Origin of the sequence: Microcoleus sp. T3_B1, from assembly GCF_036700445.1 — a bacterium.
Taxonomy (GTDB): domain Bacteria; phylum Cyanobacteriota; class Cyanobacteriia; order Cyanobacteriales; family Microcoleaceae; genus Microcoleus.
Genome location: NZ_JAUBOX010000036.1, coordinates 20,699 through 33,435, shown reverse-complemented (window position 1 = coordinate 33,435; position 12,737 = coordinate 20,699). Strand labels below are relative to the sequence as shown.

10 protein-coding genes and 1 tRNA gene are annotated in these 12,737 nt (G+C 46.5%); 7 read left to right on the top strand and 4 right to left on the bottom strand.

The features are described 5' to 3' along the window. Positions 1-84: 84 nt before the first annotated feature. The 3 genes from QT990_RS19650 to QT990_RS19640 all read right to left on the bottom strand — a co-directional run bounded on the left by QT990_RS19650 (position 85) and on the right by QT990_RS19640 (position 3,158). The gene (locus tag QT990_RS19650) at positions 85-1,002 is read right to left on the bottom strand and encodes an Rpn family recombination-promoting nuclease/putative transposase (protein WP_333143014.1); all 918 of its coding nucleotides are present in this window, start codon (positions 1,000-1,002) and stop codon (positions 85-87) included. Between the two features lie 752 nt (positions 1,003-1,754). Next, complete coding sequence (locus QT990_RS19645) at positions 1,755-2,618, bottom strand: Npun_R2479 family HD domain-containing metalloprotein (RefSeq protein WP_333143015.1); 864 nt, start codon at positions 2,616-2,618, stop codon at positions 1,755-1,757. A 330-nt stretch (positions 2,619-2,948) separates the two neighbouring features. Then, positions 2,949-3,158 carry a Mo-dependent nitrogenase C-terminal domain-containing protein gene (locus QT990_RS19640; protein WP_333465666.1) on the bottom strand — a complete coding sequence of 70 codons (210 nt, stop codon included), beginning with the start codon at positions 3,156-3,158 and terminating at the stop codon, positions 2,949-2,951. Positions 3,159-3,610: 452 nt separating this feature from the next. On the opposite strand from QT990_RS19640, the gene QT990_RS19635 reads away from it, so the two are divergent. Beyond that, positions 3,611-4,426, top strand: coding sequence for a cobyrinic acid a,c-diamide synthase (locus QT990_RS19635; RefSeq protein ID WP_333143017.1), 816 nt, complete (start codon positions 3,611-3,613; stop codon positions 4,424-4,426). A 156-nt stretch (positions 4,427-4,582) separates the two neighbouring features. Here QT990_RS19635 and QT990_RS19630 read toward each other — a convergent pair whose 3' ends face one another. Next, positions 4,583-5,626, bottom strand: a complete 1,044-nt coding sequence (locus QT990_RS19630) for an AI-2E family transporter (RefSeq protein WP_333143018.1) — start codon at positions 5,624-5,626, stop codon at positions 4,583-4,585. Between the two features lie 419 nt (positions 5,627-6,045). Here QT990_RS19630 and gshA point away from each other — a divergent pair, with 419 nt between their 5' ends. The 6 genes from gshA (at position 6,046) to QT990_RS19600 (ending at position 12,695) form a co-directional block, all read left to right on the top strand. Next, positions 6,046-7,197 (top strand): glutamate--cysteine ligase, encoded by a 1,152-nt coding sequence (gshA, locus tag QT990_RS19625; protein ID WP_333143019.1) that lies wholly within the window; start codon positions 6,046-6,048, stop codon positions 7,195-7,197. 391 nt (positions 7,198-7,588) lie between these two features. Beyond that, positions 7,589-8,050 (top strand): tRNA (cytidine(34)-2'-O)-methyltransferase, encoded by a 462-nt coding sequence (locus QT990_RS19620; protein WP_333143020.1) that lies wholly within the window; start codon positions 7,589-7,591, stop codon positions 8,048-8,050. A gap of 581 nt (positions 8,051-8,631) precedes the next feature. After that, a complete protein-coding gene (locus QT990_RS19615) occupies positions 8,632-11,106 on the top strand; it encodes a peptidoglycan DD-metalloendopeptidase family protein (RefSeq protein WP_333465659.1) in 2,475 nt (824 codons plus the stop codon). Between the two features lie 138 nt (positions 11,107-11,244). Beyond that, positions 11,245-11,317, top strand: a tRNA-Met gene (locus QT990_RS19610). A 126-nt stretch (positions 11,318-11,443) separates the two neighbouring features. After that, on the top strand, positions 11,444-12,043 hold the full coding sequence (locus tag QT990_RS19605) for a peroxiredoxin (protein ID WP_015178160.1): 600 nt from the start codon (positions 11,444-11,446) through the stop codon (positions 12,041-12,043). A gap of 112 nt (positions 12,044-12,155) precedes the next feature. After that, positions 12,156-12,695, top strand: a complete 540-nt coding sequence (locus QT990_RS19600) for a redoxin domain-containing protein (RefSeq protein WP_333307926.1) — start codon at positions 12,156-12,158, stop codon at positions 12,693-12,695. Positions 12,696-12,737: the final 42 nt, after the last annotated feature.

Below are 12,737 nucleotides of genomic sequence, written 5' to 3'. Positions count from 1 at the left end.
AACCTCAAAAACCTACGCTACCAGGCTGATCCTAGTAGCGAGAAAAGGTGTACTAATTGTGCGATCGCACTTTTTCCCTTCCTTCTATTCCTCCCGCAAGTTTTGGATATCTTCAACGCTCAAACCAGTAGTTTGACTAATGGTTTGATTGTCAAGGACATTGAGAAGTTGCCTAGCAATTTCCAGAGCTTTTTCTCGCATTCCTAGTGCGAGCCCTTCTTCTCTGCCTTCTTCTCTGCCTTCTTCTCTGCCTTCTGCGATGCCTTGTTCTCTGCCTTGTGCAATGCCTTTTTCAATTCCCTTGAGCAAGACACCCTGCTGATCGAGAATAAACATTTCACGTTCTTCTAAATCTGCCAACTCCTCTGGATTCAAATTAGTTTCATTGGCAATCGCAAAGGCTTGCTGTATTTCCGATACTGTTTCCATTGTTGACGGCACTATTTCCAAGCTGGGAGCATTTTTCATAAAATAAATCCACTTGTCAGTCAAAGTTTCTAACTCATCCAATTGTTTATTGAATTTGGGCAATTCGATAAAGATCAGTTCAATCTCTGGATCGACATAATCAAATAAACGCTTTTTCTCCTTGAACACAAAGTGAGAAATTACTTCTCCGTCATTGTCAAACATTTCAAAATCAGTAATTGTCAAAGCAATTACAGGTTTTAACTTAAAGTAACCTTCACCGCGAATCAGTTGTGTCGAGTAAGTTTTCGCAGTATTGTAAACCACCCGTTTCGCAAAAGATTCTACATTTAAAACTTGCATTTCGATAATTACAGTTGCGCCTCCTGCAAGCCTGGCTTTGACATCCAGGTAAGAGTCTTTGAGATACGGAACTCTCGATGCTAAATACGGGTCGATAATTTCTAGGTCGGCGATGGTGGGGTTGCCATCATAAATCATGGCATTGAGAAAGCTGATTAAAATTGGTTTGCTTTCGTTGGAACCGAATATTTTTTTGAAGGCAAAATCGGTTTTGGGGTTAATGAATGTCATGACCAATCTCTTTTAAAATGACTTACCTATTATTTTAACCCAGTGGGAAAATGGATTGGGCGAGTTACCAAAACTAGATATCGGATGCTCTATCCAAGCTTGAGCAGATCGATAATGAAGTCCATCAGCCATTAGCGCTTGCTCTATCTTCTATTCTGTCAAATCGACTTGTCGAATCTCTTCTAGCGTCAGATCCAAACATTGCGCGATTTGCTCATCGCTCAATCCTATTGCTTGCAAGCGTTGGATAGCCTCCATTTTCGCCTGCCGCTTTCCCCGCAAAAACTCAGGCGACTCTTCCTGCGATGTGCAGACATTCAGCGATCCGATTAAACTGGACTTCGCCCATACAAATGTACTAACAGTCCTAAAACTCTTACTCTACAAAGGATGCAACTGTTGCTCTGAAAATCTGTACCCATTGATCAGCAATAGCTGACGCAGGCGATCGCCCTCAATTGTTGTATATTCAATATAATTGCCGATCGCAAACAGATATCAATCATCTACATGGGTACACAATTTTTTACTTAACAATTGAAACCTTTGTGATGAGAGGCTTTTGAGCCTGTGTAAGTATATTTGCAGGGTGAAGATCAGATTTAAGCAAGCCCAGCTAAAAAAAAAGAATATCCAGAACCACGACTTCTTTAAGTGCTGCGGCGATATAAAAGAAGAGCGTTTTACTTTTAATTAGAGCGACTTACTTATCCCAAAAAAGAACGATCGCCCGACATCCACCCAAACAAACCCTACCTAACTACAGCCACCGCCGACTTGGGAACCTGAGAATGCTCCACCCGAAAAACATTCGCGCTCAAATTAGCAACAACTTGTTTTCCCTGCTGCGTCAGTTCCAAATAGCCGATCGCATCCTTCACATACCGATGAACCACATTCCAATAAAACTTCGGATAACCATCCCGCAACTCCCCCGGATTCTGATAGCCCAAAACCCGATTTTGCCCAGTCTCCTCAAACTCGTAAAACAGCGCCGCAATCTTTTGCAAATATCGCGGATCGCTCAACTGACCAATTAAATCAGCAGCCCGAACTAAACCCGGATAATTTACAGTATCTTGATAATCTTCATCTGTAGGAACTGGGAAACGAGTCAGCTCAATATTATGCTTAACCAGCTCAGCGTCAATCAGTTTGTGCCCGCCAAAACGCTCGTCAATAAACATTTTTCCGCGATCGACATGATAAAGCATCAAACTAGCATCCGTGGCCCCCGGAGGCAGCGTTAATTTCATGTCACCTATTCCCGTCGCATACAGTCCTAAATCTGTTCTATCTTGTCGGCAAACACCTTTAACATACCCGATATCGTGACATAGCAAAGCAATGTGGAAGTGCAACCAATCTTCGCAGGAAACACCCCCTTCGCGGATGTGCTTCCCCCCCAGAATTGCTTGTCCCACCAATGTCACTAAAATAGTGTGTTCGACATTATGGTAAAGAGCATCGCTATTAGCAATATTTTCTAAAGCCATACTCGCCACCCAAGCAATAATCTCGCCATAGTCAGATTTAAACCCGCCGTAAGTGTGGCGGTAGCCTTCAATCAGCCGATTGACAAAAGCCTTAATAAGCAGTTCAGTTGCGTTAAACATATTGACTTCCCTCATCCCACCTAGATTATTAAATTATTTTTATAGTTATTGTTTTTGCTGCTACCGTTTGATGTTATTTTTGGCTGAAGCGCCACGATGGATACCCACTCCTATCGAGAGGCATCCATTGATATTATCAACAATTATGGCTTAAATTATGGCTCTCGCAACTACCAGATCGATAGACCCCATAAATAATTGATATCAATGGGCGATCGAGGTATGACACCCCTCAATCAGTAGTGCAGGGTTACATTTTCGCCGCATACCTCAGTCGATTTTAGATTTTAGATATACTCCACAGATACATCTGGGATTTGGAACTAGGCTCTAAAATTTTGGGTTGCTCACTACTCTTGTGGGAAACTTGTATCTGTTTTGGCTGACCCCGCCCAAAAATGAGAGCGAGCGAAAGCGTAACCCCATGAATTCCTCATACACAGGATTAAGCTTGTACATAGGCGGTATGTAGAAAAGATGGTGTCCCCATAACTGAATATCTCTCTCCCAACAACATCGGGCGAGTATAAGTTGGCACACCACTGAGTTACTGATGGCTCCCCCACTGCAATGCTATCGAGCCACTGTCGTACTGGTTGCACGATAGCATTGCAAAAAGTTAAGTCTTTGCACTGATTTTCCGGGAAAATACTTGTAGTCAAGTTCATGATTGATCTCAGTAATCATTGCTAACAAAAACTGATGAATCACCCGACTTAATCCTCAACGAAACCCACTGTTGCGTCGGTGACGTGAAGAAGTTTTATCCGTGGCACTCGGAGCCTCCAAATGTGATGCGAAGAGCTAGCATTTGTGATTTAAAACTCGCTCAAGTGTGAGACAGATCACGCCCCATGTTCCCTACAGAATGTATATTTAGATAGATGGCAAGAAAATAAGACAGAACAACTTGCAACCCTCCGTCGCAGCTTCCCCCTCCCATCCTCTGCGATCTATTACTCTGTATACTTACTAATATAAGGTTTCAGGCAATGATTAAACAAAAACATAAATATGCCGACCTTGCTCAACTCTCCCACACTGATACCGTGTTCCAAAAACTCCCTGTAGAAGTTAAAGATTGGGCCCAAAGCTTGCCTTGGAACCAACGGCGCTATGTCTTGTCCCTCTGCTACATATTGTGTGCATCTACTCCCGACTTGCAAGCAGAATTTTTAGATGATTATACAGCCGACGGTTTAGTCTCAAAAATGTTTGAAGATGTAGATACTCTACACCGAGTCAAAGAGTATTTAATCAGATTTCGAGTCAAAAAACAATTAAACGAATCAGATTTAAGAAGCTACATCAAACAATTTTATATCCACTCAGCTCAACAATCGCGGCGAGAAACTGACCAATATTTAGAATCGGCCCTCCGCTTCGTCTTGAGTACAGAAGAACGCAATAATGTTTTTAACTACATTTTGGGCTTTGAATTTATTAAAATTGTGTTTCAAATGAGCTGGTTGCAACACGAAAGATTAGCGAGACTCCAAAAAAATCAGTCGCAGTTTATTGAAACCTATATCAAGCCGATTCAACACGCACACAGAATTAATGGCATAATTCTCCCGAAAGATGAGAGAATCTTTTTTGCCAGACGCACCTATTACGTTCAACTGCCTAACATTTCCTACAGAAAGCTCATTGAGTTAGTCATGGCAACTTTTACTACAGAAATGGTGAGTAATTGCGGATTTTCTATCAGCCGCCACTCTCAAGCTTTGCGTTTTGACTGCGATTACATTTATGATCCAGAACCAGAAGAAGAAAGATTTCCTACTGACTTGCAATTTATTCATTAACTTTACGCAGTAAGGTGTATCCTAAGTTGCTTTTTTCTCTTTACTTTTAGTTGCGCTTTGGGCCCAGGAGACTTTTTGAATCAGGGGACTTCTCGTCGGGAAGTTAAAACTGAATTTGTCAGCCTGATTAGATATAAAATGGGATGGCTCCATCAATTAACCTTCCGCTTGCATTTCTTCAATGTCAAACCAGCTAACTATCACTCCCGCTAGCGGAATAGCGAGAAATATGCCTAAAAGTCCTGCTGATCTTGCTCCGACTAACAGTGCAAAAAATACCACTACCGGATTGAGGTTAAGAGAATTTTGCATGAGTCTCGGATGAATAAAGTTGTCTTGAACTTGCTGCAAAACAATGCAAGCTGCCAATACTTTTAAAGCTAGCCACACATTTTGAGACAATACAATAAAACAAACTAAGCTAATCCCCAGCGTCGCTCCGATCCCTGGAACTAAATCAAACAATCCGATAATAAAGGCTAAAATCAAGGGAAATTTCACATCTAACAGCAGAAAAATCAAAAAACTTGCTGTTGTCAAAAATAACATTAACAGGATTTGCGCCTGAAAAAATCCTAAAAAGTTTTTTTCTATTGTTACACTTAAACGCCTATGCAGGTGTCGAGGTATAAATTTGAGAACTAACAGCCACAGCCTCTCTCCATCAAGTAACATGAAAGAAGCCACTACCATAATTAATATTAAATTTAATAAGTTGGTTAAAAATACTTGTAAAAAAGCAATACTCGATACAACTCCAGCCAAAGCTTGATTTCGCAGTTGTTCCTCAATAACTCGCAGGTTAACTTGCAGGTTTCTCGCCCGCAGGAATGCTTCGATGCGCTCGGACAGAGGCGCCAGAGCATTCACAAATTCAGTCATGCTGTCAATTAATTGCTGCCCTTGAGATAAAAGAGTGACGCCTACGGTGACGGTGAGACCGCCAAAAACTAAAATGGTGAGCAAGACAACGAAGGCGACAGCTAAACTTCGCGGTAAAAATCTCTGGAGAGTTCGCACCGGATAGTTAAGCAAAAAAGCCACGAGTGCCGCAATAGTGAAAACCGCGACTGCTGTTTCAAAGTAAGCTAAAAGTTGCAGTCCAGCCCAACCAGAAGCAAATAAAAGCAAAAACCGGACTAAGGCTAAATTGCTTAGCATATTCCAAAAATTGGGAGGGGTTCTTTCTTGCTCTTTCACAGGGATTTTTAGGGGTTAATAATAGCTCAAAAATATTGCAGAGCCCTCTTTTAGAATCGCACCCAAGATATATCTGCGGCTATCCCTCTCAAGGCAGAAAACAGATGTCGAACTGAGGCTGGGGTGGGTTCTATTCACCATAAGTTCGATCGCCCCCAATACCGAATAAAACACGCCCGCGCGCGATCGAACAAACAGCCTTTATGACTCTAAAACCGCCTCGGAAACTCTTTGCCAGGGGAGTATTTGTCCTGGCAGGCCCCCAACTAGGAAACCAACGCTCAAACAAAGCGGGGGCCGAAAAACACGGTTTCAGTGCCAGTCGCGCAAAATTTCAACTCTGCCCCGTGGAATATAGTATGAACAGGTCAATTTTTGGGATACTAGAAACTAGCACTCAACTTAGCTGAGGAACAAACGTGCTGCTATCAAAAGGCTTTGAAGTAGAAATGTATACCGGCACTCCCGAAGGTGAGGTTGTCGGTCTCTCCGATCGCATAGTTGCCGATCTAGAGGGATTTGTGCGGGAGCCTGATAGCCGCAATGTGGAGTACACGACCGCCCCGCTATGCAGCTACGATCGCCTGCTGTGCGCCTTAGTCAAGCCGCGAGTCCGGCTGCGCGAGTATCTCAAACAATTGGGCGACTATACCTTGCTGCCGGGAAGTACCTTGTCTCTCGGAGGGAGCGATCGATTTTACAGATCCGATCCCAACAACCCCTACCACACCTACATCGAGCAAACCTACGGCACAAAAGTCGTCACCGCCAGCATTCACATCAACATCGGCATCTCCCAACCAGAAATGCTGATGCGCGCCATCCGCCTCGCCCGCGTCGAAGCACCGCTATACCTTGCCTTGAGCGCCTCTTCCCCCTTCCTCGACGGCGAAGTCACGGGCTATCATTCCACTCGGTGGGGTTTGTTTCCCAAAACTCCCGCCATCGTCCCCCTGTTTGAAAGTCACAAGCATTACATTCAGTGGACTGAAGAACAGCTAGAACTCGGTACTATGCAAAACGTCCGCCATTTGTGGTCTGCAGTGCGACCAAATGGCGATCGTCGCCCCTACTGTCTCAACCGCCTCGAGCTGAGAATTTGCGACCTCGAGGTCAATCCTCTGGCTTTGTTAGCCATCACTGCCTTGCTAGAAGCTCGCATTTGGCAGATGATGGAAGACCCCAGCTTAGACCCTTTAGAACTCAGCACCTTGTCGGCGGCCACCCGCAACGAAGACTTAGTTGCCCTCACAGACGCCAACGAAATTGCTGCATCCCGGCAAAGTTTGGATGCCGAACTTACCCACTGGCAAGACGGCAGAACTATTCTGGCACGAGATTGGATTGAGGAAATTTACCGCGAAGTGTGGCCTATAGCCAAAAAACGCGGCTTTAGTTGCTTTCTATCGCCACTGAAAAAGATTCTCCGGGAAGGCAACACGGCCCAGCAGTGGTTAAAGCTACACGAGGGCGGTTCGGACACCCGCAGTATTATTCTGCAAGGGATTCAGGGGATGGCTCACCAAGAATGGGAGCTAGAAGATAACTTGTGCGCCCAGTTAGTTGCCTGAAGTATCGGCGGTTATTATAACGGGGGCTTTCACTAGCCCCTGGCTATGCGTACTCAGCCAATACAAATAGCCCGAACCTCCCGGTCAATCGATTTTAGATTTTAGATTTTAGATTTTAGATTGACTTGCGCGAGATAAATACGTTCGGCAAGTTTCATCGGATACAGGTTTTTTGTTTCTGGGTCCTGAGTCTGCTTTCGGAATGAATCACGTGGCGGGTATCCTGGATGCGGGAATTGTCAAAAGTTGCAGAGCACCTCCCAAAAACCAATCAGAATATTTAATCAATGGAGCTCGACAAAGGTTATAAATAAAAGCTATAAGGTATATCTACCTGTGGGTAGTTTTATAAATTTCCCAAGAGCTGTATTTTTCGCTTTTAATTAGCTTCATGCCCCAACTTGTCTTGATTCACCCGCAAATCCCCCCGAATACTGGCAATATCGCCCGCACTTGCGCTGCCACAGGCACGGAACTGCATTTAGTTGGCCCGCTGGGGTTTGAAATTAGCGATCGCTACCTGAAACGGGCAGGCTTAGATTACTGGCCCTACGTCAATCTCCACTGCCACGAAGACTTAGCGGCTTTTCTGGCTTGTCGGCAGCAGCGCGGGGGACGAGCGATCGGATTCAGCACTGGCGGGCGATGCAATTACGCGCAATTCCAATTTCAGCCCAGCGACTGGCTGATGTTTGGCTCGGAAACTGTAGGCATTCCCCAATTCGTCTTGGATGCCTGCGACGCCACAGTTTTTATTCCGATGAGCCAGCCTGGAGTCAGGAGTTTGAACCTCTCCGTCAGCGCCGCTGTGGGTTTATTTGAGGCTAAACGACAGTTGGGCGAGCTGGGATAAATCATTATCAACACATAAATATATAGAGATTTAATAGCTGCCGGAGGCGGCCAAATCTCCATTTAAATATAAGAAATTTGTATCAAAGGGGTGAAAATCTAGATAGCCGACATTAATATATTTTATTCATTCAAAAACAGATTGTTATCAGCAACACCAAATGACTACAAGAGGATTCAGCAACAAAAATAAATAATTTTAGCGATTTAGGGCGTCAGCGAGCACCAGCTTAGGTCTGAACACTATATCTAGTAAATATACGGTTGTAGCCTGTCCGGAAATTAGCCTAAAGTCGGATAATAGGTAAGAGTTCAGAGCCTTACGGGAATGAAGATTTTATGTATTCGTTCCAGCTCTTGCGGTGTAAGGCTTTTGGGGTTAATTGCAGCAGGTTTGACCGAGAATTTTAAAATTTCTGACGGTTTGAGCTTGTCTAAATTAAAAAAGCAAGGTAATCTGGCCTAAGCATGATAGCTGTCAACAATCAGAATATTTTTGCTTGTTGATTTAAATTCAGCGTCATGCGATCCCCTTGAGTGTTTCCAAGGACAGTTAGCGCTTCTCAGTAGGAGGTCGTTTTTTTGAAACGAACATATCCCCAAATTAAGCCTGTTCAGGCTAGTGAAATCGACAGAGACGGTTCTGCGGAACCATCCAAACAGACAACGCTCAGCACAGGCAGAGTTCGCTCTCTCGCCACGATCGGGCTGGCAATATCGGTAGGTGCTTCTGGCATCCTGTTACCGAGAAATGGAGACAGCGCTCGCGCGTCTGAACTCGCACCGACATCGGAATCCACCGCTGAAGTACAGCCAGTATCGGCCAACGGGCCCGCTACGTCCGCACAAGTTGACGGTTCCAGGGCCGAACAGCCCGGATCACCTTCTGAGCCGGCGACGGTTAAGGTGCAGGAGGGGCAAAGCCTTTGGGAGCTTTCTCGGGATTATCAAGTTGAACCGTTGGTACTAGCAACGGCCAACGACATCAAACCCGATACCATACTCCAAGTTGGCCAACAGCTCAGAATTCCGACTGCGACGGAAGCCACACCACAACAGAACGCCGGCTATAGCACATCGGCTTCGCTAGATCGCGCAGCGACGGTCAATCCCGAACAAGAGTTAAATCTGACTGGCTCCGAGCCATTTGATAGTGCAGCAATGACAGCGCTGCCATCAACCGCAGCGACCCCGCGGGTCACGATGGTACCGGAACAAAGTTCGATCGATATCCCGAATGCAGACGGGGCGATCGACAGTTTGAAAAAACAGGAAAACCGCACCACAGAATCGGGTCGAACGATGTTCGGGTCGGAGGGGGGAGCAAATTTATCTACACCTGCGGCATTTTTGCCGGAGTCAGCACCGACGCTGACCTCCCCCGGATATGCAACTGGGACAACTATTCCTGACCTCGATGCCACACCTGTACTTCCCAATTCCGGGGGAGGTCAAGCAGCATCGCCCGATCGAGCATTCGAGTCAATTGAACAGTCTGTGGCAACACCCAGTTTGCCCTCGGCTGTGCTAGTCCCCCCTGCAGGAAGTACCGCCGCGCCGGCTGAGGTTCTCTACAGCGTGCGTCCGGGAGATACGGTAGATGCGATCGCCAAAGGTCACGGCGTATCGCCCAAAGACCTGATCTCCGTCAACAAGCTCGGCAACCCCAACTTGCTGAATGTCAATCAACGGCTCAAAATTCCCCAAGTGGGGTTGAAAAATCCAGGGGTGCAGGCGGCAGCCTCTTATTCGGCCTCCAACTCTACATCTGTCTGGGCGGCGAGTTCGGTTCCCGCATCTTTGAACCCCAGCTCGTCTACCTCGGAAATAGCCGGTGCTGGCGTTGCAGCCCCCGCGCCCAAAGTGCCTGTTGTTTCTCCCCTGGAGAACCTGGAAGGTCTGAACAATATTTCAGCGCCGATGGTTCCCCAAATTAACAGCATTCCGCTGGCTCAAGTTTCCCAAACCATTAGCGATCCACGGAAGCTGGATCTTCAAGGCGAACCAACATTTACAGGTGCAGTTGACACCAGTTCCCTGCCCTTGCCAGCCAGTGCAACGGCTACCGCCATCGCTACGGGAGAATACCCGCAGCCGATCAGCTTCGTGGCAAATACTAGCGCCCAGGGTTCAAATGCCGCTCCAACTAGCGCTTTACCAGAGTCGAATTCGGAGGCTCTCCCCACCGCAGAAGCTCTCAACCCTTATTCCGAACGCTTGAGGGCAGAAGTTGTCAGGCTGCGAGAGGAATATCGTGCCTCGCGCAATTCGATCGGCGCCAATGCGGTGTCCCTGGCTCCAAATGACGGGCCCTCGGTCAACCCGTCTGAGGATATGCCAAGTGTCAATCCATATCTCTACACCCCCGACTATGCTGAGGCGGTGCAGAATGAAATCAGCAGACCGCCATCGAGAGCCTGGTCTGAGCAGGTTCAGAAGCAGCAGCAAGAGCGTTTAGACCCCGCTCGCGCAGCGGAACTGCAACCGATCAACCTGACGCCAAAAAGCACTCTGGAACAGCCGGTAGTGGCAACTGCTCCTTTGGGAGCCGAGGGTTACGACCCCCTGAGCAACCCGTCTTTGGGACGCATGGTTTCTCCAGAACTGCCTCCGCTTTCGAGCCCTGATACTTATCTGCCTAACGGCAAACAACAGTCGGCTAACGGGTTTATTTGGCCGTCTAAGGGCGTTCTGACTTCTGGCTACGGTTGGCGCTGGGGACGGATGCACAGGGGAATTGATATTGCAGGGCCGATCGGCACGCCAATTGTGGCAGCATCAGACGGGGTGGTTACCTATGCTCAGTGGAACGACGGCGGCTACGGGTATCTGGTGGAAATTACCCATCCTGACGGCACTGAGACTGTCTATGCCCACAACAGCCGAATTTTGGTGCAAAAGGGTCAGAGAGTCGCTCAAGGGGAACAGATTTCAGAAATGGGCAGCACTGGCTTCAGTACCGGGCCGCACTTGCACTTTGAAATTCATCCCCCCGGACAGGGTGCTATCAACCCAATGGCTTTACTGCCCGACGATGCGTCCAGCGCTTCTCGGTAACGACAGGTCGGAAGTTATGGGTTTTGAATGATTACCAAAACTCATAACTTTTACGTCAAGTCATTAGAAATAGTGTTGTTTGAAAACGAGACATAGCTAGCCCTACCGTGCTACGATAGTAAATCGTGAAGTAGATTTGGCTCAGTGGCGCAGTGGTTAGCGCAGGGGACTCATAAGCCCAAGGTCGCAGGTTCAAATCCCGCCTGAGCCATTATTAAATCAAAAAAACTGCGCTCTCAAATTTGAGAGCGTCTTTTTTTGATCGATCGAGAAGATACTTGTAGTCGTTATGAGTATGATATATTTGTAACAGTTCGTAAAAAAGGAAACAAAATCTATGACCAGTGAATGCCTCCGGGTTGGTCAAGCTGCACCCGATTTCGCAGCGACAGCCGTAGTGGATCAGGAATTCAAGACAGTGAAACTGTCCGACTATAAAGGCAAAAAGTATGTAGTCCTGTTCTTCTACCCCTTGGACTTCACCTTTGTGTGCCCAACTGAGATTACAGCATTTAGCGATCGCTTCGAGGACTTCAAAAAAATCGATACCGAAATCCTCGGCGTATCCGTTGACAGTGAATTCTCTCACCTCGCTTGGATACAAACAGACCGCAAATCTGGCGGTGTTGGCGACCTCAACTATCCCTTAGTTGCTGACCTCAAAAAAACAATTAGTTCGGCCTACAACGTCCTCGACCCAGAAGCAGGCATTGCCCTCAGAGGTCTGTTCATCATCGACAAAGAAGGCATCATCCAACACTCTACTATCAACAATCTTGCCTTCGGCCGCAACGTGGACGAAACTCTCCGAACTCTGCAAGCTATCCAACACGTCCAGTCTCACCCCGATGAAGTTTGTCCCGCCGGCTGGCAGCCCGGTGACAAGACCATGACTCCCGATCCTGTCAAGTCTAAGGTATTCTTTGCTGCGGTTTAAGCCGATTATATTTGTAGGGACACGGCGCTGCCGTGTCCGTACCCGCAGAGGCATTTATTTAAGCGGATTTTTAATTACCAATTAGCAATTAGCAATTACCCAATTAGGAAATATGCTGACTTCTACTAATTTTAGCGGCTTGTTAAATGAGCGGTTTTTCCAAAATTTATTGCCTGTTCCGGCGAGTAATGTTCTGAAGCTGGGACAGATGACGCCAGATTTTGAATTGCCGGATATTAATAATGGCAAATTGGTGCGGCTGTCGAATTATCGGGGCGATAAGCCGGTAGTCCTGGCTTTTACGCGGATTTTTACTGAAAAGCAATATTGCCCTTTCTGTTTTCCTCACATTAAAGCTTTGAATGAAAACTGGGAAAAATTTGCCGATCGCAATATAGAATTATTGATGATTGCCAGTACCGACGATCGCCAAAGCCAAATTGTGGTTAGAGATTTAGGCTTGAAAATGCCTCTGCTTTCTGATCCAGGCTGTAAAGTGTTTCGGGCTTATCAAGTCGGTCAGGCTTTAGGTGCTCCTTTGCCGGCTCAGTTTGTTTTGGGTGCAGATGGAAAACTCCTCTTCAAACATTTGTTTTCTTTCATAGACCACAATGCTAGTGTAGACACTTTGCTGCAATATGTCGATCGGTAAGGACACCGCTGCTGTGTCCTAATTTGGAGTTTTTCACCGCTG